General features: G+C 36.9%; 25 protein-coding genes and 1 rRNA gene. 12 read left to right on the top strand and 14 right to left on the bottom strand.

The window, feature by feature from the left end; genetic code table 11:
* Positions 1-83, top strand: a 5S ribosomal RNA gene (gene rrf / locus FEE95_RS22540); the annotation flags it as partial.
* 67 nt (positions 84-150) lie between these two features.
* Here rrf and FEE95_RS18820 read toward each other — a convergent pair.
* Positions 151-1,053, bottom strand: a complete 903-nt coding sequence (locus FEE95_RS18820; RefSeq protein WP_138659566.1) for a DUF4249 family protein — start codon at positions 1,051-1,053, stop codon at positions 151-153.
* Between the two features lie 121 nt (positions 1,054-1,174).
* Between FEE95_RS18820 and FEE95_RS18815 the strand changes: the two genes are divergently transcribed.
* From FEE95_RS18815 to trhA, 4 genes are all read left to right on the top strand, one after another.
* Positions 1,175-2,509, top strand: coding sequence for an amidohydrolase family protein (locus FEE95_RS18815; RefSeq protein ID WP_238474614.1), 1,335 nt, complete (start codon positions 1,175-1,177; stop codon positions 2,507-2,509).
* Between the two features lie 101 nt (positions 2,510-2,610).
* Positions 2,611-4,497 carry a 3-keto-alpha-glucoside-1,2-lyase-like domain-containing protein gene (locus FEE95_RS18810; RefSeq protein ID WP_138659565.1) on the top strand — a complete coding sequence of 629 codons (1,887 nt, stop codon included), beginning with the start codon at positions 2,611-2,613 and terminating at the stop codon, positions 4,495-4,497.
* Between the two features lie 13 nt (positions 4,498-4,510).
* Positions 4,511-6,466, top strand: a complete 1,956-nt coding sequence (locus tag FEE95_RS18805) for a plastocyanin/azurin family copper-binding protein (RefSeq protein ID WP_138659564.1) — start codon at positions 4,511-4,513, stop codon at positions 6,464-6,466.
* A 20-nt stretch (positions 6,467-6,486) separates the two neighbouring features.
* Positions 6,487-7,119 (top strand): PAQR family membrane homeostasis protein TrhA, encoded by a 633-nt coding sequence (gene trhA, locus FEE95_RS18800; RefSeq protein ID WP_138659563.1) that lies wholly within the window; start codon positions 6,487-6,489, stop codon positions 7,117-7,119.
* Here trhA and FEE95_RS18795 read toward each other — a convergent pair.
* Together FEE95_RS18795 and FEE95_RS18790 are read right to left on the bottom strand one after the other, a co-directional pair.
* Positions 7,116-7,544, bottom strand: a complete 429-nt coding sequence (locus FEE95_RS18795) for a DUF4268 domain-containing protein (protein ID WP_138659562.1) — start codon at positions 7,542-7,544, stop codon at positions 7,116-7,118. The two genes, trhA and FEE95_RS18795, sit on opposite strands and share 4 nt — an antisense overlap.
* Before the next feature lie 2 nt (positions 7,545-7,546).
* Entirely contained in the window at positions 7,547-8,218 is a 672-nt protein-coding gene (locus FEE95_RS18790) for a ZIP family metal transporter (RefSeq protein WP_138659561.1), read from the bottom strand.
* A gap of 93 nt (positions 8,219-8,311) precedes the next feature.
* Between FEE95_RS18790 and FEE95_RS18785 the strand changes: the two genes are divergently transcribed.
* Positions 8,312-9,499 (top strand): THUMP domain-containing class I SAM-dependent RNA methyltransferase, encoded by a 1,188-nt coding sequence (locus FEE95_RS18785; protein ID WP_138659560.1) that lies wholly within the window; start codon positions 8,312-8,314, stop codon positions 9,497-9,499.
* Positions 9,500-9,507: 8 nt separating this feature from the next.
* Here the strand turns inward: FEE95_RS18785 and FEE95_RS18780 are convergent, their stop codons facing one another.
* From FEE95_RS18780 to rlmD, 3 genes are read right to left on the bottom strand one after another with little or no spacing between them, the layout of a single operon-like run.
* The gene (locus FEE95_RS18780) at positions 9,508-10,287 is read right to left on the bottom strand and encodes a DUF6048 family protein (protein WP_138659559.1); all 780 of its coding nucleotides are present in this window, start codon (positions 10,285-10,287) and stop codon (positions 9,508-9,510) included.
* The gene (locus FEE95_RS18775) at positions 10,268-10,780 is read right to left on the bottom strand and encodes a DUF6452 family protein (RefSeq protein ID WP_138659558.1); all 513 of its coding nucleotides are present in this window, start codon (positions 10,778-10,780) and stop codon (positions 10,268-10,270) included. Before FEE95_RS18775 ends, FEE95_RS18780 begins: the two co-directional genes overlap by 20 nt.
* Before the next feature lie 4 nt (positions 10,781-10,784).
* On the bottom strand, positions 10,785-12,194 hold the full coding sequence (gene rlmD / locus FEE95_RS18770; protein ID WP_138659557.1) for a 23S rRNA (uracil(1939)-C(5))-methyltransferase RlmD: 1,410 nt from the start codon (positions 12,192-12,194) through the stop codon (positions 10,785-10,787).
* Positions 12,195-12,311: 117 nt separating this feature from the next.
* On the opposite strand from rlmD, the gene FEE95_RS18765 reads away from it, so the two are divergent.
* Together FEE95_RS18765 and FEE95_RS18760 are read left to right on the top strand one after the other, a co-directional pair.
* Positions 12,312-12,845, top strand: a complete 534-nt coding sequence (locus FEE95_RS18765; RefSeq protein WP_138659556.1) for an RNA polymerase sigma factor — start codon at positions 12,312-12,314, stop codon at positions 12,843-12,845.
* 46 nt (positions 12,846-12,891) lie between these two features.
* Entirely contained in the window at positions 12,892-13,269 is a 378-nt protein-coding gene (locus FEE95_RS18760; RefSeq protein WP_138659555.1) for a DUF6768 family protein, read from the top strand.
* Positions 13,270-13,334: 65 nt separating this feature from the next.
* Here FEE95_RS18760 and FEE95_RS18755 read toward each other — a convergent pair whose 3' ends face one another.
* Complete coding sequence (locus FEE95_RS18755; protein WP_138659554.1) at positions 13,335-14,501, bottom strand: mechanosensitive ion channel; 1,167 nt, start codon at positions 14,499-14,501, stop codon at positions 13,335-13,337.
* Positions 14,502-14,875: 374 nt separating this feature from the next.
* On the opposite strand from FEE95_RS18755, the gene rocD reads away from it, so the two are divergent.
* The gene (gene rocD / locus FEE95_RS18750; protein ID WP_138659553.1) at positions 14,876-16,156 is read left to right on the top strand and encodes an ornithine--oxo-acid transaminase; all 1,281 of its coding nucleotides are present in this window, start codon (positions 14,876-14,878) and stop codon (positions 16,154-16,156) included.
* A 75-nt stretch (positions 16,157-16,231) separates the two neighbouring features.
* Here rocD and FEE95_RS18745 read toward each other — a convergent pair whose 3' ends face one another.
* The 3 genes from FEE95_RS18745 to FEE95_RS18735 are packed head-to-tail and all read right to left on the bottom strand — an operon-like array spanning position 16,232 to position 17,205.
* A complete protein-coding gene (locus FEE95_RS18745; protein ID WP_138659552.1) occupies positions 16,232-16,549 on the bottom strand; it encodes a CCC motif membrane protein in 318 nt (105 codons plus the stop codon).
* 9 nt (positions 16,550-16,558) lie between these two features.
* The gene (locus FEE95_RS18740; RefSeq protein ID WP_138659551.1) at positions 16,559-16,894 is read right to left on the bottom strand and encodes a CCC motif membrane protein; all 336 of its coding nucleotides are present in this window, start codon (positions 16,892-16,894) and stop codon (positions 16,559-16,561) included.
* Positions 16,895-16,914: 20 nt separating this feature from the next.
* On the bottom strand, positions 16,915-17,205 hold the full coding sequence (locus FEE95_RS18735; protein ID WP_138659550.1) for a DUF2752 domain-containing protein: 291 nt from the start codon (positions 17,203-17,205) through the stop codon (positions 16,915-16,917).
* A 73-nt stretch (positions 17,206-17,278) separates the two neighbouring features.
* Between FEE95_RS18735 and FEE95_RS18730 the strand changes: the two genes are divergently transcribed.
* Positions 17,279-17,821 carry a Smr/MutS family protein gene (locus FEE95_RS18730; protein ID WP_138659549.1) on the top strand — a complete coding sequence of 181 codons (543 nt, stop codon included), beginning with the start codon at positions 17,279-17,281 and terminating at the stop codon, positions 17,819-17,821.
* A 14-nt stretch (positions 17,822-17,835) separates the two neighbouring features.
* Here FEE95_RS18730 and FEE95_RS18725 read toward each other — a convergent pair whose 3' ends face one another.
* On the bottom strand, positions 17,836-18,351 hold the full coding sequence (locus FEE95_RS18725) for a hypothetical protein (RefSeq protein ID WP_138659548.1): 516 nt from the start codon (positions 18,349-18,351) through the stop codon (positions 17,836-17,838).
* Between the two features lie 116 nt (positions 18,352-18,467).
* Between FEE95_RS18725 and FEE95_RS18720 the strand changes: the two genes are divergently transcribed.
* Positions 18,468-19,613: a cysteine desulfurase family protein gene (locus tag FEE95_RS18720; RefSeq protein WP_138659547.1), complete on the top strand. Its 1,146-nt coding sequence runs from the start codon at positions 18,468-18,470 to the stop codon at positions 19,611-19,613.
* A 4-nt stretch (positions 19,614-19,617) separates the two neighbouring features.
* Here the strand turns inward: FEE95_RS18720 and FEE95_RS18715 are convergent, their stop codons facing one another.
* Genes FEE95_RS18715 through FEE95_RS18705 form a run of 3 tightly spaced genes read right to left on the bottom strand, consistent with a single transcriptional unit; the run spans position 19,618 to position 24,471 of the window.
* Positions 19,618-20,280, bottom strand: a complete 663-nt coding sequence (locus FEE95_RS18715; RefSeq protein ID WP_138659546.1) for a hypothetical protein — start codon at positions 20,278-20,280, stop codon at positions 19,618-19,620.
* Positions 20,281-20,301: 21 nt separating this feature from the next.
* Positions 20,302-22,722 carry a TonB-dependent receptor gene (locus FEE95_RS18710; RefSeq protein ID WP_138659583.1) on the bottom strand — a complete coding sequence of 807 codons (2,421 nt, stop codon included), beginning with the start codon at positions 22,720-22,722 and terminating at the stop codon, positions 20,302-20,304.
* A 54-nt stretch (positions 22,723-22,776) separates the two neighbouring features.
* Positions 22,777-24,471 carry a M23 family metallopeptidase gene (locus tag FEE95_RS18705; protein WP_138659545.1) on the bottom strand — a complete coding sequence of 565 codons (1,695 nt, stop codon included), beginning with the start codon at positions 24,469-24,471 and terminating at the stop codon, positions 22,777-22,779.
* 277 nt (positions 24,472-24,748) lie between these two features.
* On the opposite strand from FEE95_RS18705, the gene FEE95_RS18700 reads away from it, so the two are divergent.
* Complete coding sequence (locus FEE95_RS18700; RefSeq protein ID WP_138659544.1) at positions 24,749-25,039, top strand: hypothetical protein; 291 nt, start codon at positions 24,749-24,751, stop codon at positions 25,037-25,039.
* Positions 25,040-25,047: the final 8 nt, after the last annotated feature.

The raw sequence follows: 25,047 nt of genomic DNA, 5'->3' as shown, positions 1-25,047 counted from the left end.
CTTACCATTCCGAACAGGGAAGTTAAGCCCGTCTGCGCCGATGGTACTGCTACACCAAGTGGGAGAGTAGGTAGCCGCCTTCTTCGAAAGCCCCTTCACATCAAGTGAAGGGGCTTTTTTTATGAGGTGACTCCCAAGGATTATATAGATCTACTCTATAGTAATTGTTTCTGAAAAACTCTGTATTATGGCAAAGTAGCCAAGAGGAAATGCCTGTGGCCTTTCTACATTATCTACCACATCAATATTATCCAATCCAGTAATATCAAAAACATTTCCACGGGCTGTGGCAACAGGGGTTTCAAAAACACCTAAGTTATTTTCAGTTTGTTCAATGAGCAAATTCATATAGTTGTAGAAACCTCTATCAGCTCCTAAAATACTGACACTTAACTCTTGGCCTGATTTTAAATCATTATTGTAGAAATAAGAGAACTCAAAAGATTCCCCTTGATAAAAAGAATCTTCAGTTACCAAGAATTGACCAAAATCAAAATCAAAAACATAAAAATCATCACGACTAGCATTATCTGTAAAAGAGACTATCACTTCTTTTTCTTCTCCACTAAATAGTGTCTCAGAACCTTGTCTTATCTCATCAATGGGTACTACAGGTACATATCGAGTTGTCGCCGCATATTTCCGCCCCTTATGCTCCAAAATTAATACGAAACGAACATTTTCTTCTTGAAGAACACTTGTAGCAATGCGTTGCTCAGTTGAAAAATTTGGATTTGGCACGTATATTCCTGATCCTTTGTCTAGATCAATTAAACTTGAAAACCCTGTTTGTTCAATGATAGTACCATCTTCATTATAAATTTCGGTAAGTATTAGGATACTCTCAAGTGAAGTCACTGGGGTTTCTTCAAAAAAGCTATTGGTTTCAGAAACCCTTATTTCTACTGGAAGGTAAGGTTGACTTAAGTCACTCACCCGAATAATTCCATTTACAATTAGGCGCGGTTCTTCAGTGGGTACTTCAATTTCAACCACATCTTCACATCCCACAAGCAGAAGGAATACTATCATATTCAGAAATACTTTTTTCATATCCCATCACAACTTTAAAATTAAGGGCAAATTATTAAAATAATCATTTAAAGAATAATAGCCTTTGAAGTTTTTGAAGGCAATATTTCAATTTTAGGTATATTTAACAAAACCATCCGGTATGATGAGCAGAACACTTTTATTCTTACTTCTATCCATTCAAATGGTAACCTCACAAGAAAGCAAAATAAAGGCATTGGTAGGAGGAACACTTATTGATGGTTTTGGATCAACCCCTATTAGAAATAGTGTGGTCATAATTGAAGGAGAAAAAATCAAAACGGTCGGAACAATTGGTACGATTGAGATTCCAAATAATGCCGAAGTAATTTCAACGGAAGGAATGACCGTACTACCTGGCTTATGGGATATGCACGTACATACGATGATTAATGGGCATTCCGACTACACCTATTGGGATAAAACCTATCCGCCTCTTTTTAAAGATGTAATTATGCCCGCATCTGCACATCAATTATTGATGGCTGGTGTAACAAGTGCTAGGGATTTAGGCGCTCCTTTGGAGGAAAGTATTGCCGTTCGTGATGCGATAAATAATGGAGAAATTCCCGGTGCTACTTTATATGTTTCTGGTCCTTTTATTCAAAAGAAACCATACCCTGGTACCGAAGATTTTCGCTGGGGAGTAAACGGAGTGGAAGATGGTCGAAAGAAAGTCCGTAAATTGGCAAAGGCTGGTGTAGATTGTATTAAAGTTGTTGATCAAGACCAAATGACCATTGAAGAGTTTCAAGCTGTAGTAGACGAAGCGCATAAATTCAATTTAAAAGTTGTGGCTCACAGTCATCGTCCAGAAGAAATTAGAAGGGGATTAAAAGCTGGTGCCGATTGTTTTGAACATACAGGTCTGTCCTCAGCTCCGCGTTATCCCAACGATATAATGGAAATGATCAAAGAACGAACCGCGGACATGAGTCAAGGCCCTTTATTCTGGTGTCCAACTGTAGAGGGACTGTACAATTACGAGTACATGCGAGACAATCCCGAGAAACTGGATAATGATTCTTGGCACTTAGGACTTCCTGATAGTGTAATCACTGATATAAAAAGAAGTATTGCACATCCCGATAGAATGCCTTATTTCCAATTGACTCCCTCAAGAAAACCAACTTTGGAAACCAAAATCAAGCAACTTTTAGATGCTGGAGTAGTTCTAATGATTGGTACGGATAGTGGAATTCCTATGAAATTCCATAGCCAATCTACATGGAATGAGTTAGATGTTTGGGTAAACGAATTTGGTATTGATCCAATGTATGCAATACGTGCGGCGACATATTGGCCCGCACTTTGGATGGGCGTTGCTGACGAAGTTGGGACAATTACTCCTGGAAAATATGCAGATATTATTGCGGTTGAAGGAGATGTTCTTCGGTATATCAACCTCCTAGAAGATGTTGATATGGTCATCAAGCATGGGGCGAGATATAAATAAATTTTTGGTTTTCGAAACCGTATGTTCTAAAGAACAAACCATTTGAAAAACCTTGAAATCTGATAAGTAATTATCTTTCAATTATACATTAAAATTAAAGAATGAAGAATCTAACACCCTATTACTTCATGCTCTTCTTTTTTATCTTATTTTCTTGTTCTGAAAGTAAGAAGGAGATAAAAATGACTGCTGTGGAGAAACCTATAGTTGTTTTGCCTTTTCAAGAAATGACTTTGAATGATTTATCCGATTTTAAGGTGACTGCAGCAAACTGGAGAATAACTGGTGGTGCTTCTGTCGACCGATCGCGAACAAAAACTTTGGCGACAACCGAAGGAACTGGAGTTTTAGTGAATATACCAGACAAGGGAAAACGGGGAAACCTTGTCACATCTTTTAAGCATGGTGATATAGAATTTGAATGCGATGTTATGATGCCAGTTGGTTCAAATTCTGGCATCTATTTTCAGAGTAGATACGAGATTCAACTTTTTGATAGTTGGGGTGTAGAAAATCCGCAGCATAGTGATATGGGAGGTATTTACCAACGTTGGGATGAAACAAAAGAAGGAAAGGAAGGCTTTGAAGGATTTGCACCGAAAGTAAACGCCGCGAAGGCGCCTGGTCTTTGGCAACACTTAAAAGTTATTTTTCATGCCCCAAGGTTTGATGAATCAGGAAATAAAATAAAAAATGCACGGTTTGAAGAAGTGCGATTGAATGGAGCTTTAGTTCATCAAAATGTTGAAGTATCTGGCCCTACACGAGGTGGCTCTGATGCAAAAGAAATACCTCTGGCACCATTGCTGATTCAGGGCGACCATGGGCCTGTAGCTCTTCGTAATTTGAAGTACAAATTGTATAAGGTGAAGAAAGTACAGTTGGCAGATGTTGTTCTAAAGGAGTTCGAGAATGCTTTACCCTTGTATCCCAATTTGGATAGTCTGACTCCAATCCGTGAAGTTAGAACGGATAGTATTTCTTCGTTAATGGCGACAGGCGTGCGCCCACAGAAATTATTGAGTTATGTGGGGAAACTGAAGATACCAGAATCGGGAGACTATATATTTGATTACAAACTTAATCGGGGTGGAGGGGCACTCTTGATTGACAAGGATACAATAATCTCTATGAATGGAAATTATAGTTTGGACTCGCTAAGAGTCGCCAAAGTTAATTTGCCAAAAGGAGAAGTACCTTTTCAACTAATTTACAACAAACATGTGCCCTGGCAAATAGGCTTTGGTTTATATGTGGAAGGGCCAGGAATTCAAAAACACTCCCTTCACGCATCTAGCTCATTGAATTTACCGAGTGGAGAAGTTAATCCTAAATTCATAATACCTTTAGAAAATGAACCAATTGCACAGCGCGGTTTCTGGATGCATGATGGAAAAAAAAGAACCCATTGTATAGCCGTGGGTAATCCTGAAGGAACACATTATGCCTACGATCTAGAGTCAGGTGCTTTGCTGCAGGCTTGGAACGGTGACTTTATGGATGCAACAAAAATGTGGCAGGGAAGAGGAGAGAAACAACTTGGAGTGCCGGCTGGATTTATTGTTTCAATGCATGGAGATCCTGAGTTAGCTGATTTAAAAGACGAAAAAGTAAGTTGGCCTAACAAGGTTTCTGATTTGGATTACAAACAACTAGGATACGAATTTGATAGCGATGGATTACCAATTTTCTCTTACCAAATGGGCAGTAGTAAAGTATTCAATAAGATAATTCCATCAAAAGAAAATCGGGGTTTAAACAGGGAAATTATAATTAATGGTGCTAAAGATATGTGGTTCAAAGTTGCCGATGGTTCCAAAATTGAACAATTGCCCGATGGTACTTATATCGTAAATAATGAAAGCTATTTCATTGATTTTAAAGATGATATGCTGGAGTCAATGGTCCGAAATTCGGGTAGCACAGATGAGTTGTTGGTAAAAATACCGGCAGGTGAACAAGAATTGAATTATAGTATCATCTGGTAAATAAGAAAGGAAAATGAAGCATATTTTTAGAATATTATTGGCATTAGTCTTTTTCGCCGGACTTCAATGCAATTGGGCACAATCTCAATCTGAATTGGCAAAGAAAGAGGCAAAGTTTTATAAAATAGTGGATGTACCCATTCCTGAAGATGTGCTTTTGGAGGTTGGGGGTTTGGCTTTGAATGATAAGAATCAATTAGGGGTATCCACCAGGAGAGGAGAAGTTTGGTTGATTGATAAGCCTTACGGTAAGAAACCGATTTACAAAAGATATGCTAGTGGACTTCACGAACCCCTAGGACTCAATTTCAAAGGCAACAGTTTTTATTTGGCTCAAAGGGGAGAGTTAACCCGTCTTGAGGATAAAGATGGAGATGATAAAGCTGATGTTTACAAAACCATTTATTCTTGGCCGTTATCTGGAAATTATCATGACTACTCTTACGGTCCCAAATTCAAGAAGAATGGGAATATGTTGGTGACTCTTAATCTGTCTTGGATAGGGCATGGAGCCAGTTTATCAAAGTGGAGAGGATGGCTTTTAGAGATTACTCCAGAAGGCGAAATGATACCAATAGCAACTGGATTACGTTCTCCATCGGGCTTTGAATTGAATGCTGAGGAAGAAGTGTTTTATACTGAAAATCAGGGTGATTGGGTAGGTTCAGGTAGAATGACACACTTGGAAAAAGGAGATTTTGCGGGAAATCCTGAAGGCTTGGTTTGGACTGGAGAACCCAGTTCCCCACTTAAGCTTAAAATGGAAGACATTGAAAAAGAATCAGGTCTTAGTTTGTATGAGTATTCGAAGAAAGTACCTGAAATGAAAGCTCCGGCGATTTGGTTTCCACATACGATTTTGGGTATTTCGACTTCTGATATTTTGTATGATACAACCGGGGGTAAATTTGGTCCGTTCGAAGGGCAAATGTTCATAGGTGATCAAGGACATAGCAAGGTCATGCGCGTTTTTATGGAGAAAGTCAATGGTGTTTATCAAGGTGCGGCTTTTAATTTCGTTGAAGGTTTTTCTTCCGGAATTTTACGCATGATTTGGGGAAGTGATGCGAGCATGTTTGTCGGAATGACCAGTAGAGGTTGGGCTTCTACAGGAAAAGCACAGTTCGGACTTCAAAGACTTGTGTGGAATGGTAAAACTCCATTCGAAATCAAAACAATGAAAGCAAAAGCTGATGGGTTTGAATTAGAATTCACAAAACCGGTAGACAAATCAATTGCTTCAAAACCTGAGACTTATCAAATTACAAGCTTCAATTATCAATATCATTTCAAATACGGAAGTCCAATCGTTGACCAACAAAAAGGATTGATAAAAAAAGTTGAAGTTTCTGAAGATGGGTTAACTGCCCGTTTATTTATTGATGGAATGCGATTAGGTTTTATACATCAATTGAAAGCAGCGAACTTGAAAGCTACAAGTGGTGAAATGTTACTACATGATACTGGATATTATACCTTGAATGAAGTACCAGGAGGGCAATTAAAATCTCCTCCCACAGAGAAGATGGCTACTATGAAAGGAGTACTACAGCCAAAGAGAACAAATGAAATGCCGCTTACTTGGGTTAATGGAGTTGAGAAGAAGTTGGTTATCGGAACCATACCAGGTTTGAAATATGATGTTTCAGAAGTTGTCGTCGAAAGCAATCAGAAAATTGAATTGACCTTTAACAACAATGACGACATGCTTCACAATTTGGTTATAACACAGATTGGTAAAGAGTCGGTAGATAAAGTGGGCAATATGGCACTAGAACTAGGTTTGGATGGAGCAGATTTGAATTATGTTCCAGAGACAGACTTGGTGCTGAGTCATACGGGTATTGTTGCCCCTGGAGCGCAGGAGAAAATCTATTTTCAAACTCCTAGAAAGCCTGGCGAATATTGGATTGTTTGTACGTTTCCTGGTCATGCAGCTTCTATGAGAGCCAAATTGATTGTAAAATAACAGGATTCATTTTGTCGCCAATGAAAGACGTACAAATTCATCCGAAGGAAGAGTTGCTAAACACGATTAGCCATGCAGTTGGGGCAATCTTCGGAATTATTGGATTATATCTTCTACTTTCCAAAAACATTGAAAAGACTCCTTACACGACCATTAGTATAATTGTCTATAGCGTTACTTTTATTTCAATGTTCATAGCTTCAAGTATGTATCACTACGTTCGGGATCCTGAACTAAAAAAGAAACTACGCGTTGTAGATCATATCAATATATACTTTCTCATAGCAGGCACCTATACTCCCATGTGTCTCATAACCCTTATTGATGCCAAAGGATGGATAATATTTTATATTGTTTGGGTAATTGTGGCGGTCGGTACCTTACTTAAATTATTTTTAACGGGAAAGTTTGAAATCCTTTCATTGGTACTTTATCTAGCCATGGGATGGCTTGTAGTTTATGATTTTGATAATTTGTCTGATTATACATCTTCTCAGGGTATTCAATTACTATTTCTTGGGGGCGCTTTTTATACTTTAGGAATTATTTTTTACGCGATAGATAGAATACCGTACAACCATTTTATTTGGCATCTTTTTGTTCTTGGTGGGGCGATAAGTCATTGGCTGATGATTTATCTTTATGTGATTTAGCTATGGATAATATCCTTGTATTCCTCAAAAAAGCTTTCCAAAAGAATCATTTTTTTGTTTAAAAACTCCATCGTCTCTTGCCACGAATTTTTGTTATGAATTGATACACCTTCCTTTTGAACGTAGATTCTTGAAATCTCCTTATCATTCTCTAGTATAATGGCTTCTTCAAACTGAGCACCAGGAAGGTATTCATTAGTCAATATAGACTTTAGTGATACCAATTTTTCCCAAAGATGAATTCTCTGTTCCAAATCGGAAGTTTCAATATCCATAGATACCGTTGCCACTTTTAAACCAAAATGAAACTTTAATGATAATCCCTTGATTTTGGTGTTGTATAACGTCCATTTATGGGGGAAAGACTTTCCGAAGGAAATCCAGAAATTTTCACGTAATTTTTTAGATTCTTCCTTGCTGAACATTTTTAAAGAAAATAAGCAATTACAATTCCAAAAATAATGACCAACAGTTTCCTAAGATTGAATTTATGTCCCTCCGAACTTTCAAAAAGAATAACCGTAGAAATATGTAAGAATACACCAATTACTAAAGCAGTTATAGGTGCGTAGTATTGAGATGCCAGTGCTGAAATGCTTGCTATAAAGCTTCCTAGAGGCGTCATTAAGGCAAATAGAACAATAAAGAAAACAGCTTTTGTCAGTTTGATTTTAGAACCTAGTAAAAAGATGCTCAAGATAACCGCAATAGGTATTTTATGGATAAGAATTCCGTAGATAATTGTATCGTGTTTTTCAATGGGAAATCCTTCTAAAAACGCATGAATAGAAAGGCTGACAAACAAAAGCCATGGAAAGCTACTCTTTTCACTATTCAAATGTACATGACCGTGCTCCGCGCCTTTCGAGAAGAACTCCAAGAAAATCTGAAGTAAAATCCCCAGCATGACAAAAACACCAACAGTCTTTGCATCAGAATTTTCATAGGCAGAGGGGAGCAATTCAAAAACAGTCAGTGCCAAAAGAAAAGCTCCACTAAAAGCTAAAAGCAGTTTGAAGTTTTCTTTGCTTTTAGGTTTTGCGACTAGAACAAAGACAAAACTGAGCAGGACTCCTAAAACCGGCAGGAGGTAAGTCATACAAATATAATTAGGTTGTCGTAAGATCCCAAGATTGAATCCGCTTGGTAGCGGTAAAAATACTGTATTTTTGCGGCAATCAGATGTGAAGAGATGAACAATAATTTTAAAATGGTTGCCAAGACCTTATTTGGTTTTGAAGAGATTTTAGCTAAGGAAATCCGGAATTTGGGGGGTGGAAATGTAGTCGAGGGAGTTCGTAGTGTTTCTTTTGAAGGGGATACTGGCTTTATGTATAAAGCCAATTTGTGTTTGCGAACAGCTGTCAAAATCATAAAACCTATTCATTCTTTTTCAGTTCGAGATGAGAACGAATTGTACAAGGCTATTTATCGAATGGACTGGAGTGAGTACCTCTCTGTGGATACAACCTTTGCAATTGATACAACGGTGAAATCGGACAATTTCACTCATTCCTTATATGTTTCGCAGAAGGTCAAAGATGCCATTGTAGATAAGTTTAGAGAAACCGAAGGAAAAAGGCCAAGCGTAGATGTGAAGCATCCAGATTTACGCATCAATATCCATTTGCATAAGGACAGGTGCAATGTTTCTTTAGATAGCTCTGGAAGGTCTTTACATCAAAGAGGGTATCGTATCGCAACGAATATAGCACCTATAAACGAAGTTTTGGCTGCAGGTTTATTGTTATTGAGTGGATGGGATGGACAATGTGATTTTCTGGATCCTATGTGCGGTAGTGGAACAATGTTGACCGAAGCAGCAATGATTGCCTGTAATATTCCGGTAAATATCAATCGAAAAGAATTCGCCTTTGAAAAATGGGATGATTTCGACGAAGAATTATTTGACAAAATAGTAGAAAGCCAACTCAGGAAAACAAGGGAGTTTCATCATAGAATCATCGGCTATGATAAGGCGCCTTCTGCTATTAGAAAGGCTAAGGAAAATATTGAAAACGCAAATCTTGAAGATTACATTTCGGTAGAGCGTAAAAACTTTTTTGATACAACAAAACCTGTGAAGGGGAAACTACATATGGTTTTTAACCCTCCTTATGGAGAAAGACTTGACCGGAGCGATTTGGATTCTCATTTCGATGTGGAGACCTTTTACGAAGATATAGGCGATACTTTGAAACAAGAATACCCGGGAACTGATGCTTGGTTTATAACTTCAAATTTAGAAGCCTTGAAGTTTGTCGGTTTGCGACCTTCGCGAAAAATCAAAGTCTTTAATAGTCATTTAGAATCTCGTTTGGTGAAATACGTAATGTATGAAGGAAGTAAAAAGGCCAAGTTTCAGAACAAAGAAGATTAACCTAAACTTTAGTTTTCCTCTTCTATTAGTTTAGGCTCGTCTTTGTCTATTTTGATTCTTTTTTCTTTTTTGTAGAGTGGAAGGAAGTAGGAAATAGAGAAGTTATATCCTATGCCGAATATACTATTGTCGGTGACCTTATTGAATCCGGGAATGAAAAGGTTTGAAAATTCACCTTCATCAAGTTTTTTATTTGGATTTGGTACCAATGCTCCTAGTCTCACACTGCCCCCTAAATAGATGTTCGCAAATAACTCCGCTTTTATTCCCATAACAGCTTCGAGCCATGTTGCGGTTCTACTTTCAAGTTCAATAGGTTCGCTCCCACTTTCTTGAAACCCATTGGGGCTCCAATAGCGATTGCTATCAAAGATTTGATAATTGTTTATCGTGTGATTGAATGTACTGAATGCAATACGGGCTCCTGCATAAATCATGTTTTGCTCGCCGTACCAATTGGCATAGGTATTATAGTCAAAACCTACTTTGATATAACTTCCTTGAGTTGTAAAGTTGTATGCGTCCTCTTGTCGGGTGCGCTTTTCGTTCCCAAGTTCTGCTGCTAAGTAATATTTGAGGCTTAACCTATAATCTCCAACAAATTCTAATCCGGTATATTCTTCTTCGAAAAATGAGATAGTTGGTCTACTCAAATCTACACCAACACGCAGGCCATAAGGTTGTTTGTATACAACTGTATCTTTTGGTTTTGTGTCAATTGGTTTGCTTTGAGCGTTTCCAAAAAAGAAACAAAAAACAAAGCTGGTGCTAATGAAATACTTTAACATGGGCAGTTGTTTCTTCTGTTTCTAATTGTACTGTTGTCTTTATTATTTCTATGCTTTGGATCCAGTTTTCAGGGGCGGTTGTAAAATTCGAACTTAAATTTTCATAGTTGACTACAAAGCCGCAAGCTCTAGAGACAAATTCTTCTTTTGTTTCATAGGAAAAACCCAGAGCATCCGCGTTACCGGTCTCCACTTCGTTTGTGTCATCTGCAGAATCCGATATAAAGGAAAAATTTGTTAATGTTTCTATAGTTTTTAAAGGAATACTTATAGAATCTAAGGAAGACCGATCAGTAAAAGTGTCGACAGGAGTGTCATTACCAGCTCCGACTACACGAAGTCCTGGAACCGCCTTAAACTCCGTAGGATTCTCCGAGTCGTAAAAACGAATAATTAGTAGCGGGGTATCACCATCAACGCAAATATCATCTTTTTCACAGGCAGAAAAAGCAATGCAGAGCAGAAAGATAAGAATTAGTTGAAATCTATTCATGGGACTATAACTTTTCTAAAAGTACAATATTTTCAACGTGATGGGTCTGAGGAAACATATCCACGGGTTGCACCTTAGTCACTTTATAGGAATCTTTCATTAATTCTAAATCCCTTGCTTGGGTAGCGCTATTGCAGCTTACATAAACTACTTTTTTAGGAGAGATGTTCAATATTTGCCGGACCACATCTTTGTGCATGCCATCTCTTGGCGGATCAGTAATAATTATATCCGGAACACCATGCGTAGCTATAAACTCTTCGTTAAATACATTTTTCATATCCCCTACGAAAAAATCAACGTTATCAATATTGTTATTTTCTGCATTTGCTTTCGCATCCTTGATAGCTTCAGGAACAGATTCTATTCCAATAACTTTTTTAGCTTTTTTCGATACAAATTGAGCGATAGTTCCAGTACCTGTATACAAGTCGTAGACTAGTTCCTCACCTGTTAGTCCAGCAAAATCACGGGTGATTTTGTAAAGTTCATAAGCCTGTTCTGAATTAGTTTGGTAAAACGACTTTGGGTTTATTTTGAATTTCAGACCTTCCATTTCCTCGAAAATATGGTCTCTGCCAGAGTGACAAATTACTTCTTGATCGTAGATGGTATCGTTTTGCTTTGGGTTGACAACATATAAAAGTGCCGTAATCTCAGGAAATGTATTTTGCAAATGGTTCAGCAATAGATTTCGGTTTTCTTTATGATTCTCGTAGAATTGAACTAAGACCATAATCTCTCCCGTAGAAGAAGTTCGAATCATTAAAGTACGAAGTTCACCATGTTGATTTCTGGGATTAAAAAATGAGATTTGGTTCTTAACTGCAAAATCCTTCGTCTCCAATCGAATTGTATTTGAAGGATCAGCCTGCAGATGGCATTTTTCAATATCCAATATTTTATCCCACATTCCGGGAATATGGAAGCCTAATGCGTTTTTATCTTCAAAAATTGTATCAGATTGTAATTCCTCCAAAGTCAACCATCTGCTATCCGAAAAGGAGAATTCCATTTTATTCCGATAGAAATACTGCTTTTCAGAACCTAGGATAGAATTCGCTTCTGGTAAATCTAAATGACCGATACGGCGTAAATTATTTTCGACCTCCTTCTGCTTGAAGAACAACTGGTGCTCGTATCCCATGTGTTGCCACTTACAACCACCACAGGTTCCGAAGTGTTGGCATTCAGGGGTTACACGTTTGTCTGAAAGCGAATGAAAATGTGTTGCCTTGCCCTCGAAATAACTTTTTCGTTTCTTGGTGGTTTGAACATCAACAATATCACCAGGAACGGTATTCGTCATGAAAATTACTCTTCCGTCAGGGGCTTTACCAATTGTTTTTCCTTTGGCCCCCGCATCAATCACTTCAACATTTTCAAAAACTTGTCTTCTGTTCTTTTTACGCATTGGGCAAAAATAGGAATTGGAATGTATTTATTCTCCTAACTTTAAAAGGAATAACAATATTTTAAGGAAAATTTGAACCTTTTCAACTTTTGGTTGTCTTTGTTGTAGAAAGGTATTATGACCGAACCGAATAAAATATTTGACGGACTACTTGTTTTGCAATATAAATCGGGTAGTAAAAAAGCTATGAGTCTTTTGGTGAAACGCCATCATGAAAAATTATGCAAACACGCCTATTGGTACACTCATGATATGGATCAGGCTAAAGATATTACACAAGAATGTTGGAGTATTATTCTAAAAAAAATTGAAACCTTAAAAAACCCTAATTTGTTTGGCAGTTGGGCTCTGCGTATTGTTACCAGAAAATCTTTGAATATCATAAATCAAGAAAAACGAGAATTGCAGAAAAGGAGTGATTTTCATTTTTGCAGAGTTATTGAAAATGAAAAACATGTTAATAAAGAAGAAATAGGTATACTTCAAAAAGCAATAATGGCCCTAAATAAAGATCAGCAACAGGTGTTGCGATTATTTTATGCTGAAGATTATTCGCTTAAAGAAATAAGTGATATTCTAAGTATTTCTAGGGGTACAGTGAAATCACGCTTATTTCATGCACGTGAAAAATTAAAAAAAAATCTAAAGTAAAAAACCGCTTTTCCACCTTCGTGGAGGCTAATTTAAAGCTGAAGTTATGAGAAAAAGAAACGAAAAAATTGATGACTTAATCAAAGAAACATTAACTCAAGAGGAAGCAGAATTTTATGATGGGCTCGAAGAACAAAACCTATTAGGTAAAATCGGTGAAGTTTACAAAGGTAAAATGGGTTGGTTAGCTATAGCTATGAATATTATGCAACTCATCACTTTAGCCCTATTTGTATACTGCATAGTCAAGTTTTTTAATACTGAAGATACCTATGAGCTCATAAAATGGTCTTCGGCAGGTTTTCTTTGTATGATTTATTTAAGTATGATGAAACTATACATTTGGATGCAAATGGACAAGAATGATATGTTACGAGAATTAAAACGTATTGAATTACAAATAGCTATTTTGAATAATAAATAAAGAAGCAAAAAAAAGTGGTCATTTATAAAGGAATGACCACTTTGTTGATGTAAAAGTTGTTCTTGCTATTTGTTGAATCGGTTTAATATACGCTCCATTTGTCTACCGGCTGCTTCTCTACCTCCAAGGCCGAATGAAAGTGCTATTGATACTGCAATTGTTCCTAACGTAATTCCAAATGCCATGTTGATGATTTCATCTCCAAGTCCCATGGTTTTAAGTCCCATTGCTAAGAAAATTGCTAGAATGCTCATTCTTACAATTGATGCTACAAATGTATTATCATTAGCCTTAGACATTGCTTTGTGAGCCAATGACGCTATCCAATTTCCAATGACCAAAATGACCAATCCAAATAAGATATTACCAGCGACACCAACAATAGTATCTAATATTTCAGTAAGTCGTGTGAATTCTAACTTTTCAATCGCAGTTGTTATACCGAAAAGGAGGATAAAAAAATAGGCCACATTACCAATTATTTTAGGAAGGTTCGTATTTGAAGTAACCCCGCCAAGATTCATTTTGTTTACGATACTATTTAAATTAAAACTCTCTAGTAAATCAGAGAGTAAGCCCGTAACAAATCTCCCGCCGATAACAAATACCAATATTATGATAACGGCAACAAGAATTTTCGGAATTGCAATAAAAAATTGCTCTAACATATGTATAGCCGGTACGGAAATGGCATCCATATTTAATATGTTTAGGGCAGTAATAAGTAAAGGAATGAAGATAAATATGAAGACAATTTTTTTGAGAATGTTTACGATATCAAGATTTTCGGGTAATTTTAGCTTCGGTACAAAGTTCCGGATTGTGTCACCTGCAAGACCAACGAGTTCAGATACAATGGTAGCTAACATATAACCAATATACCCTACTAAACCAGCGCCCACAATGTTAGGTATGTAATCAGTAAAACCGTTGAGTAGGTTTTTTACAGGGTCCAAAACACTTGTCATTCCTAGTTTTTCTAAGGCAAGCATAAAAACAAAGATCATAACTAGAAAATAAATCAGTTTGCCTATAAATTTGGATAATATTATTTTACCTGTTCCAAGCTTTTGGTCCACTCCAGTGCGCCTTATTAATTTTGTAATTAATCTTTTTATAAAACCTGCAAGAAACCAGCCTATCACTAAGATAAGAATGGCTCCAATGGTATTCGGCAAATAGCCTCCAACAGAATTCGATAAATTGTCAAAAATGTTTTGTAAAAAATTCATTTAGTGTGTCTTTTAATTTGTTAGTGTTTAATTGAATTTTCATAATGTATAAAATGAGTTGTTGAATTTGTTTTGACAGCAAATATTAATTTGAGGCATCGATTAAGTGCTAGAATATCAGGTCGAAATACAATAAAAATGGATATCATAAGATATTTCTTACATCTAACTATTTTGTAAATGCCCCGTGGCAAATGATTGATTATATTTTCTGTTCTTTTTCGTAATTTTACAATTCCACAAGGATGATTTCTCTCCTACGCTGAATTTTCGTCCCGAGCTTTCGGGATTCGAAAGGAAAAAGGTACAGAAGGAATTACTGAAGTTTTATCCAGAGATTGTTACGTTATAATCTCGCAAAGTAATTTTTTATCATGTCAGTTTTAGAAAAAATCACTTCTGAAGGTGCGATTGCATTGGAAGATAAGTACGGAGCACACAATTATCACCCGCTACCTGTTGTTTTGAGTAGAGGAGAAGGTGTATTTGTTTGGGACGTTGAGGGAAAAAAGTACTATGACTTTTTATCTGCTTATTCGGCGGTAAATCAAGGGCATTGCCACCCAAAAATCGTTGGTGCAATGGTAAATCAGGCACAAACTTTAACACTTACTTCCAGGGCATTCTACAATGATGTTCTTGGGAGGTTTGAAAAGTATGCAACCGAGACTTTTAAGTTTGATAAGTTATTGCCCATGAATACGGGAGCGGAAGCTGTGGAAACGGCTTTAAAAATCTGTCGTAAGTGGGCGTATGAGAAAAAAGGAATACCTGAAAACCAAGCGCAGATTATTGTTTGTAAAAATAACTTTCACGGTCGTACTACAACTATAATCTCGTTTTCAAACGACCCTGTAGCACGAAAGAATTTTGGTCCGTTTACGGAAGGGTTTATAAAAATAGAATACGATAGTCTTCAAGCGTTAGAAGAAGCCTTAGAGAACAATTCCAATGTAGCGGGATTCTTAGTTGAACCTATTCAGGGTGAGGCCGGAGTTTATGTTCCATCAGAAGGCTACTTGGCAGGAGCTAAGGCACTTTGTGAAAAACACGGTGTTTTATTTATTGCTGATGAAGTCCAAACAGGAATTGCCCGTACGGGTCGCTTATTAGCTACCTGTGGCAATTGTTCTTGTGCTGATAAACATTGTAGTGGAACGCCAGAGATAAAGCCGGATGTATTAATTCTAGGAAAGGCCCTTTCTGGAGGTGCATATCCTGTTTCAGCTGTATTGGCCAATGATGATATAATGGGAGTTATTCGACCTGGAAACCACGGAAGCACATTTGGTGGAAATCCTATTGCAGCGGCAGTAGGAATGGCCGCTTTAGATGTTATCAAAAATGAAGAATTGGCCCAAAACGCCTTTAAACTAGGGGAATTGTTCCGTTCAGAGTTACACAAGTTTGTTGAAGGCAGTACTATTGTAAACGCTGTTCGAGGTAAAGGCTTACTAAACGCAATTTTAATAAATGATACCGAAGAAAGCTCAACTGCTTGGGATATCTGTATGGCCTTGAAGGAAAACGGACTCCTTGCAAAACCAACTCACGGTAATATCATCCGTTTTGCACCCCCCTTGGTAATGAACAAAGAACAATTGTTGGATTGTATTTCAATAATCACAAGAACACTTCAGCAGTTTGAGAAATAACTCTTATGTACTTTATTCATACAAAAATGCCCGTAGTCTTTTTCAACCACGGGCATTTTTTTATACGTTTAGTTGTTAAAAATCTGAGCCTTCAAAATTGCCTGTCGAAATCATAGCTATGATCACACCAAAATAGATAATGGTGATAATTAGCATAATAACTGATAGTCCAATACCTATGTAAGACAGAATTTTTCCCGTTTTCACATTATCCAAACCAGTTGCATATCCATCGGGGTCCGCTTCATAGGCACGTTCTGCTTTTTTTGCATTTGACAAACCTATAAAACTGAATATCGCTCCGAAGGGGCCACAACAGAATAAAGCCGCAACTATTGATATAATTCCAAAGGTAAGTGCGTTACTTGCACCGGGTAGTTGTTGATTGTTCATAGTGTTTTTTTAACCTAATAATTCTTCCATTCTTTCCATTATCAACTCCTCATCTCCGCTTTGGAGTACATCCCAACCTAAAGCTGAAATTATCCAAACAAAAAATAGAAGCACAAGAACATTCAAAATCAAGCCGATGATTGCAATTATTTTTCCCGTCTTTAAGCCTCCATAGTCAGAATAATTTTCTGGGCCCTCCAGATAAACTTTTTTCGAACCTGCAGCTAATACAAGGGCTACTATTGAAAGAAGTAAACCAAGCACTCCGTAGCACCAACAGAATATAATTGATGCAATGCCTAGAACGATAATAACTGTTACATTAGGTAATTTTTGTTGTTCCATAATTTGAAAGGGTATTTTATTTATATAAATTTTAAAATATAGTTGGTCAAAATTAATCCTACAGTAGCTATCACTAAGAAAATAGTGATTTTGTTGGCATATTTAATTTGGAAAAACCGGTCCAAAGCCAAAACAACAAAAAGAGGTAAAATTGCAAAAATTGCCGGATACATTTCCCAAGCTGCTAAAAAATCTCCTTGAAATAGAAAAGCCACAGAACGCTGCAAACCACAACCAGGGCAATCGATACCTATAATTTTTTTTGTAAAACAAGGGAGCATGTAATCCTCAAGTTGCAAAAGCAAAAACATATAATGCGTTTTCTGTACTAAACAATTAGTCCTCCGAAAAATACCATTATTTTTATGGAATTAAAACAAATACATGACTGATTTTCAAATTGGAGATTCTGTTGAAACCATAGATGATATCATCAAAGGTGTTGTCGTGGGGATTAAGGGTCTAGAAATAACCATTGAGACCGACGAGGGTTTCCCAATGGAATATTCAGCTTCTGACTTGGTAAAAGTCACAGGCTCGTTTAAAGTTAGTAATTATGAGATAGCTCAAATAAAGCCAGAAAAAGAAATTCCCAAGAAAAAGAAATCATCAGCAGTTAAATCGAAAGAAAGAAATGCGCCAAAAATGGAGGTTGATCTCCACTTACATCAAATAACGAACTCTGAAAGAGGAATGAATAATTATGATAAGCTGAATCTACAATTAGAAACTGCAAAGCGTCAATTAGAATTTGCCATTCGTAAGCGTATTCAAAAAGTAGTTTTTATTCATGGAGTAGGAGAGGGCGTGCTAAAAGAAGAATTGAAGTATCTTTTTGGTCGATACGAAAATGTGAAATACTATGATGCGGACTATCAAAAATATGGGTTAGGAGCTACAGAAGTTTACATCTACCAGAACATCTAGCTACAATTAGACAACTACTCTGATAAGGTAGTGGTCACCGTACCGAAATTATCAATTGCCAAATTTGTAATACGTGAATCATTTGATGTTACGAATGAAATTGTGTTCAATCGAATTTCATGTTCATATGTTACCCCATCTGCATTTAAGGTAGTTGTAATTAGTACTTCACCTCCTTGGGCTATTATTTCTTCAATAACAGTGGGTTCTGTTAAGGGAATATCATTGCAGAAATAATTCGTGGAGACATTGTCAGAGAATGTCCTGTAAGTTGCCCTGGCGGGGCCAGAAGCCGTTACAGCAGTAGAGATTGCTCCGTCAGATACTTCATTTTTAATAGCTCCGCTGGGTAATTCCAGAATTAGGGCTTCCGAAGTGTTTAGTTTAAAGAGAACATTGGCTGTTTCGGCTGAAACGGCATCACAGTTTTGTATAGTAGCGCTGTCAAAATCAATAGTCTCAATTTGTAAATCACCATCATCGCAGGAAAAGAGCAATGCCAATATGCCCAAGCAAAGAATTTTTTTCATATTTCAAATTTAAATTAATTTAAAAGGATTAACGTTTAAGTTTGCCTAATTTTAGCAATTATTAATTCTAAAAAATTAGTTAACTTTGTTAACTAATTTTCCGAGAATACTAGAAAATGAAAAACGTTTACTTAGATAATGCCGCTACTACTCAAGTGAGAGAAAGTGTAATTTGTAAAATGCAGGAAGCGCTATCAACTTACGGCAATCCTTCTTCTACTCATAGTTTTGGTAGATCCGCCAAGACTGGAGTTGAAAGTGCGAGGAAAACCATTGCAAAACATATGAATGCCCATCCCTCGGAAATTATTTTTACGTCTGGAGGAACCGAGGCAGATAATATGATTTTACGTTGTGCAGTGCGGGATTTAGGAGTTAAGACAATAATTACCTCTAAGATAGAGCATCATGCTGTAACCCATACTGTTGAGGAACTTGAAGAAAAACAAAATGTTCATGTAATATATGTTAATCTTGATGGGTATGGTTCACCGGACCTTATACATTTAGAAGAACTATTAAAGAAAGACAAAAGCAAGAAATTAGTTAGTCTAATGCATGTGAATAATGAGCTTGGAAACAAACTTGATATCGATGCAGTCTGCAAATTATGTAAGGATAATGATGCCCTTTTTCACTCTGATACCGTACAATCAATTGGTCATTTTACATGGGATATGGAACAAACACCTGTCGATTTTATGGCAGCCGCAGCGCATAAATTTCACGGACCCAAAGGGGTAGGTTTTGCATATATAAAAAAGAACACGGGATTAAAACCGATGATTGCGGGTGGTGCTCAAGAACGTGGATGCAGAGCGGGTACCGAGTCATATCACAATATAGTCGGTCTTGAAGAAGCATTTCTTAATGCCTACGACAATTTGGAGGAAGAGAAGGCCTATGTTATTGGTTTGAAAAAACACTTTATTGAAAAAGTGCAAAAGGAAATCCCCGGAGTTCAATTCAATGGTCTTTCTGGGGATATTGAGAAAAGTACGTACACCTTGGTGAATATGCGCTTACCTGTTGATCAGCAAAAGGCACTAATGCTCTTGTTTCATTTGGATATAAAGGGAATTGCATGCTCTCAGGGTAGTGCTTGCCAGTCAGGAAGTGGTAAAGGCTCTCATGTGCTCAACGAAATATTGAGTGAAGAAGAACGTAAACAGCCTTCATTACGTTTTTCTTTTTCGAAGTACAACACCAAGGATGAATTGGATTATACAATAGGTGTTTTAAAGGAGTTTGTAGAGAAGTAATTAATTAGCCTTTTCCCCTTTTTCGGTCTTTCCTTTTCTCCCTGTCATATGGAAATTTACGAGAGGCAAGTTTCATCATCCGATCAATTAAATCATCAGTGTTTTTGCCTGATTTCTTATTGATTTCTTTTTCGTATTTCCAGAGAAGTTTTCCGGTTGTACCATCACTAATTTTGATTCCGATACGGCCGTAATTGGCATCGCCGAGAAAATAATCGAGAAAACTAAAGTCATCAGGAACCCCTTTGGAAAGAAGAATGTTGAGATCTAAGTTTCCGCTAATAATTCCGTCTACCTTCAGTATTTCACTTAGTTGCTTTATGGTATATACATCAATATTCTTGTAGGTAATATTGTTTTGAGCCAATATGGCATTTGTATCCTCCGTATTTTGAAATTCTACGGAAAATTTTTTCTTTCTTTTTCGTTTAGAAAAATAGGTCTCCAGGGCGTTTTGAACCGCCAGACCTTCTTTTTTTTCACGTTCTTCCAAATCTTCTTTTGAAATATCATCTTTCAAATCCAAATTGGTTAAAAAGGGCATAATAGCCAATACATTATGCTCTTTACTGAATAAGTCGAACTTATCACTCTCATATATATTTTTTTGCGCATTCAAAGAAATGCTGACTAAAACAAATATGTATAAAATGGTAATTCTTATCATTAGAGTTTGCTTCGAAATATTTTAAAAGCGAGCGTTTATCCTAAGGTTCAATACACGGCTTGTTAAGAAATTAGGTACAGCAAATTGCTGCTTACTATCTACATCCCGAACCCAAGTATTGGTGATGGAATTCTGTGCATTGAATAGGTTAAAAACCTCAAAGCCAACATTTAAAGCCTTGAACTTGTTAAGCCAGTGGTTTTTAGGGTAACTTTTGCTTTCATTTGCAAAAATATAGGAAATTCCTAAATCAGCACGTTTATAATCCCTTAATCTATTCTGAAAAATATAAGGATCGGCATAACTAGGGGATCCACCAGGAACTCCGGTATTATAAACTAGGTTCAAATACATTTTCACATCAGGAATAGTAGGAATATAGTCTTGAAACAAGATCGCGAATTTAAGTCTTTGATCTGTGGGTCTTGCAATGTAACCTCTATTATCGCTATTTTCCTCGGTTTTTAAATAACCTATACTTACCCAAGATTCTGTTCCGGGTACAAAGGCTCCGTTTAATCGCAGTTCTCCTCCATATACATAAGCTTTCGCATTATTATTTGCCAAATATCGTATTCTAACATCTTCTATGGTATAGGTGTTTACATTGTTCAGTTTTTTGTAATAAGCTTCGGTCGATAAGCTGAAAGGCCTGTTCCAGAGATTGAAACTATATTCATTGCCCAACACAAAATGTATGGACTGTTGTGCCTTTACATTTGGCTGAATAGTACCTATGTTATCACGTAGCTCTCTATAAAATGGGGGTTGATGATAAACCCCTGCAGAAAACCGAAAAAGCATATCTTTTTCCCAATTTGGTTTTATGGCGAACTGTGCTCTAGGACTAAAAACAACTTGTGCAGTTTTTAAAACATTCTGACCACTTACCTTCCAATAATGCGTCCGAAAGCCGAAGTTGTAATAGATATTGTGATCTTTCCATAAGTTTCTGTCACTAAACTGGGCAAAAGCCGAGAATCGATTTGTTTTTACAAGATTCTTGGCAATCAATGACTCATAAGCTTCTAACGGAGAATCAAAAGGTTCTTCAGGTTGATTATTTACAAATTCAGGTAATGGGGGTCGTATTGAAAATCCGACCGAATCGATAAACTCAGATTCACGCAATTGATCGCGGATATCTTCATGAGTATACTTAATTCCCCATTCCAAAACACGTTGGTTTTTGATATTTCTTCCTTTGTGCTCTAAATTGAAAATCAGCGCATCTAAATCGTTTCTAGCACGATTGAATTGCGAACCAAGACCTTTTGAGGACGTTATCTCTCCGACAGTTTCACTGCCTAAATTTGAATCTACTTCCCCAAGTTCGTAACTCGCTATAATATCAGAACGTTCTTGTTCACTTGTATGAAAGATTGATGAGATTAGTTTTAAAGTGGTATTATCATCAAGAAAATAATTCGCTTTTACAGCTGCTAATTCGGTAGCGTATTTATTGTTTTCTCGTCCTTCATACTTGATGAGTAAGGACTTTGGGGCATTAAGTGTTCCAAAATTGGTCTTCCTGCTCAAAGGTTCATTTTGATAATCGTTGAGCGAAATATTGCCCAAAAAGTTTAAGTTGAATTTTTTCGAAAAGCGATAGGTGAAAAAGGTTTGCGCATCAAAAAATATCGGATTCAAATTTGTCTTAGTCTGTTGGCTATTTACTAAAAGGGAGTTGTCTCTGTATCGAATACCGGAAACACTTGTGAAGTTTTTGTTTTTTGAAACGGTTTCCAGGGCTGCACTGGCTCCAAGAAAACTAGCTTCGAATTGTGCTCCAATATCAATAGGGTTTTTATAAGTGATATCGAGAACAGAAGAAAGCTTATCGCCATATTTAGCCTGAAATCCACCTGGAGAGAATTTTACAGTAGATACCAAATCAGTATTTACAAAACTCAAACCTTCTTGCTGTGCAGAACGAATCAGAAATGGGCGATACACTTCTATTTCATTTACATATACCAGATTCTCATCGTAATTGCCACCTCTTACGGAATACTGAGTACTAAGTTCGTTGTTTGATGAGACACCCGGCAATAGTTTCAATATGTTTTCAACCCCTGCATTAGCTCCGGGAATTTTCCGAATGACATCTTTTGAGATGGTTGTAATTCCGTCTGTATTTTTTTCTCCGGTTGGTGATACGGTAACACCGTCCATTTGAATGGCATCTGTTTTCATTACCGGGTTGAACTCAAAGGCTTCATTGGTTTTCAAAACCAATTTTTCCAAAACCACATTCTTGTGCCCCAAATGTGAAAATGTAATGGTTGTTTCTACATCGGCAATTAGTTCGAGAATGTAAAATCCGTTGGCATCAGAAAAAGTCCCTCCACTACCTATGGACACGTTCACTTCGGTAAGGGGGGTATTCTGTTCATCCAAAACAATGCCCGTAATGGTTGCTGTCTGCGCTGTTACAGACATGAAACCAAATAGGACTAGAAAAACAACAATGAATCTAGAGCGTTTCAAACGGGATTATTTTCTAAAGAATGTGCTGGTAAATGTTGTACTGTTCCCCACGTTGTCAGTTACGACCACAACAAGTTCACATTTGGTTTGATTTAGAATCTTATCGTCAAAATTATAGGTAAGCGTGTTTTTTTTAGATTCATATTCCATTAGTATCCATTCACCATTTAAGGTGGCTGAGTAGGTGTTTACCCCACTTAAATCATCCGAAATCATAATGCTCAAATAACTGTAATTATTCAACCATTGTTTTTCTTTGAAGTTTTTCGCTCGAATCTTGGGTGCTGTAGTATCCTTAGCTAGGGTATAGGTTCCTAAATTCCGTGTCCGGGTAGTGAAAGTAGTTCCTCGTTTATAGGTTGATGCATAACTTGCTTTCAATTTTTTATCCAATCGGGCAATAAAGAGTTGTTCGCGGTCTTCTTTAGAGTATTTAGAGGTATCAAAAGTAATTGTGAAATTACGATGCGCAGGAACCCTACTATTATGAATGGTAACGGTGTCGTTGTCTTTTTTTAAGTCAATATAAAAATCTTTGTAAAATGTGTTGGCCGGAAAGTATACTTTGGCCGCTCCAAGGTCATAGTTATTGGGTTTTTTGGCGATAACATAAGTATCTGTTTTAAGACTTTGCTTTTGGATTTTTATAGCTTCTTTTTTTCCTTCTACTGGAATTATGGCTTTGGTCAAATTCCCTTCTAAATCTTTTAGTAGAAGTTCAATAGAATAGCTCATTCCTTCCTTTAGATTAATTTTACCGTCGTTTTTTAAAGCCTTGTAAATACTTAGTCGGTTATTGGGTGTTAAGAAGCATTGTTGAATTTTTTGACGGTATTTTCCGTAATGATCATAATCAATAAAAGTATTTATATAACGTGTTTCCTTAAATGAGAAAGTTTCAAAATCGTATGCTGTGTAGGTCTGTCCATTTACTTTTAGTTCTACCGAATAAATACCATTTCGGTTAGCGGCCATATCTTGCCGATCATATCCTTTGAAGCCAATTCCTATAGTACCAGAAGCCGTAACTTCATCCGCTAGAAATGTACCATCTTTTTGTTTAGAAAAATTGAGTTCAACTTTATTAGCATTTTGGTTGACCTGTGCATCTTTGGATAGAGGATAGACGAACAACTTATCGAGAACGGGATTTGTAGCATCTCGCACCTCAAGGCCATAGAATAAGGGATTCGTGGGTTTTTCAGTAATACTGCTTCGAATTTCAAAATGAAGATGCGGACCCGAAGAGCCTCCCGTATTTCCTGAATATGCGATAACTTGTCCCTTTTCTAACTTGAGTTCTCCGTAATCTGGAAAAACCTCAATCTCATAGGCCTTTTTGTCGTACTGTACTTTTTTGACGTATTCCTCTATTTCTGGCCCAAATTTTTGAAGGTGCCCGTAAACAGATGTATATCCATTTGGATGAGCAACATACAGCACTTTTCCATAGCCATAAAGCGATACTTTTATTCTGGTTATGGTACCGTCACCAATTGCAAATACCGGAAGTCCTTGTCTTTGCTGGGTTTTTATATCGATTCCGGAATGGAAATGATTGGAACGCAATTCACCAAAAGTTCCCGCCAAAATCAATGGGATGTCAAGTGGCGAACGAAATACGTCTTTTGGATACTTTTCCTGAGCAGATAAGGTCAGGGAAACGAGTAAAATCCATAAAAAAAATGCTCTTTTAATCATAGAAAAATAGGTTGGTACAAATGGGGCGAATCACTTTGGTAGCAGAATGTTTGAGCCTGAGAAATAGGGTCTAACATTCGCTAAAAGGCATAAAATTAAGCAGATGAAAGCAAATAGTAGCATTCAATCTGGAAAAAATATAGCTTTTAATTGGCCCCTTAACACTTAACTAACGATTTTAAAGGCGTTAAAGTATTACTTCAAGAATAATTAAAAAAACTATTGCTAAGTCCTTTAATGTATGTTAACTTTGTTTAAAACGCATTGAGTTTTACGCATGAGCGAATTGGTCAAAATAGTTGATTCACTTGAGAATAAAATAAGTAAGCTGCTTCATAAATTAGAGCTCTTACAACAGACGAATATTAAATTAGAGAACGAACTTATTGCCACTAGAAATAACAAAGATAGTTCACAGCAACTGGTCTCTGAGTGGGAAGAAAAGTATAATTCACTAAAGCTTGCGAATTCGATGCTGGGCAGTAATACAAACAAAACAGAAGCTAAGCTGAAGATAAACACATTGATTAGAGAGTTGGACCATTGTATCACTCAACTCGCCGAATAATGTTTGAA

This window comes from Maribacter algarum (ex Zhang et al. 2020) (assembly GCF_005885635.1).
Lineage (GTDB): Bacteria > Bacteroidota > Bacteroidia > Flavobacteriales > Flavobacteriaceae > Maribacter_C > Maribacter_C algarum.
The sequence above is the reverse complement of the archived record's forward strand: the minus strand, read 5'-3'. Positions and strand labels throughout refer to the sequence as shown.

Bases quoted from the DNA above. Each gene is read 5' to 3' on its own strand.
- FEE95_RS18735 (WP_138659550.1), bottom strand. From the start codon at position 17,205: ATGTTTTTGCTTTTGCAACTTGAGGATTACATGCTCCCTTGTTTTACA.
- FEE95_RS18730 (WP_138659549.1), top strand. From the start codon at position 17,279: ATGACTGATTTTCAAATTGGAGATTCTGTTGAAACCATAGATGATATC.
- FEE95_RS18755 (WP_138659554.1), bottom strand. From the start codon at position 14,501: ATGAATTTTTTACAAAACATTTTTGACAATTTATCGAATTCTGTTGGA.
- FEE95_RS18705 (WP_138659545.1), bottom strand. From the start codon at position 24,471: ATGATTAAAAGAGCATTTTTTTTATGGATTTTACTCGTTTCCCTGACC.
- FEE95_RS18740 (WP_138659551.1), bottom strand. From the start codon at position 16,894: ATGGAACAACAAAAATTACCTAATGTAACAGTTATTATCGTTCTAGGC.
- FEE95_RS18715 (WP_138659546.1), bottom strand. From the start codon at position 20,280: ATGATAAGAATTACCATTTTATACATATTTGTTTTAGTCAGCATTTCT.
- rocD (WP_138659553.1), top strand. From the start codon at position 14,876: ATGTCAGTTTTAGAAAAAATCACTTCTGAAGGTGCGATTGCATTGGAA.
- FEE95_RS18775 (WP_138659558.1), bottom strand. From the start codon at position 10,780: ATGAATAGATTTCAACTAATTCTTATCTTTCTGCTCTGCATTGCTTTT.
- FEE95_RS18780 (WP_138659559.1), bottom strand. From the start codon at position 10,287: ATGTTAAAGTATTTCATTAGCACCAGCTTTGTTTTTTGTTTCTTTTTT.
- FEE95_RS18760 (WP_138659555.1), top strand. From the start codon at position 12,892: ATGAGAAAAAGAAACGAAAAAATTGATGACTTAATCAAAGAAACATTA.
- FEE95_RS18810 (WP_138659565.1), top strand. From the start codon at position 2,611: ATGAAGAATCTAACACCCTATTACTTCATGCTCTTCTTTTTTATCTTA.
- FEE95_RS18795 (WP_138659562.1), bottom strand. From the start codon at position 7,544: ATGTTCAGCAAGGAAGAATCTAAAAAATTACGTGAAAATTTCTGGATT.
- trhA (WP_138659563.1), top strand. From the start codon at position 6,487: ATGAAAGACGTACAAATTCATCCGAAGGAAGAGTTGCTAAACACGATT.
- rlmD (WP_138659557.1), bottom strand. From the start codon at position 12,194: ATGCGTAAAAAGAACAGAAGACAAGTTTTTGAAAATGTTGAAGTGATT.
- FEE95_RS18815 (WP_238474614.1), top strand. From the start codon at position 1,175: ATGATGAGCAGAACACTTTTATTCTTACTTCTATCCATTCAAATGGTA.
- FEE95_RS18765 (WP_138659556.1), top strand. From the start codon at position 12,312: ATGACCGAACCGAATAAAATATTTGACGGACTACTTGTTTTGCAATAT.
- FEE95_RS18820 (WP_138659566.1), bottom strand. From the start codon at position 1,053: ATGAAAAAAGTATTTCTGAATATGATAGTATTCCTTCTGCTTGTGGGA.
- FEE95_RS18710 (WP_138659583.1), bottom strand. From the start codon at position 22,722: ATGTCTGTAACAGCGCAGACAGCAACCATTACGGGCATTGTTTTGGAT.
- FEE95_RS18805 (WP_138659564.1), top strand. From the start codon at position 4,511: ATGAAGCATATTTTTAGAATATTATTGGCATTAGTCTTTTTCGCCGGA.
- FEE95_RS18790 (WP_138659561.1), bottom strand. From the start codon at position 8,218: ATGACTTACCTCCTGCCGGTTTTAGGAGTCCTGCTCAGTTTTGTCTTT.
- FEE95_RS18785 (WP_138659560.1), top strand. From the start codon at position 8,312: ATGAACAATAATTTTAAAATGGTTGCCAAGACCTTATTTGGTTTTGAA.
- FEE95_RS18725 (WP_138659548.1), bottom strand. From the start codon at position 18,351: ATGAAAAAAATTCTTTGCTTGGGCATATTGGCATTGCTCTTTTCCTGC.
- FEE95_RS18700 (WP_138659544.1), top strand. From the start codon at position 24,749: ATGAGCGAATTGGTCAAAATAGTTGATTCACTTGAGAATAAAATAAGT.
- FEE95_RS18720 (WP_138659547.1), top strand. From the start codon at position 18,468: ATGAAAAACGTTTACTTAGATAATGCCGCTACTACTCAAGTGAGAGAA.
- FEE95_RS18745 (WP_138659552.1), bottom strand. From the start codon at position 16,549: ATGAACAATCAACAACTACCCGGTGCAAGTAACGCACTTACCTTTGGA.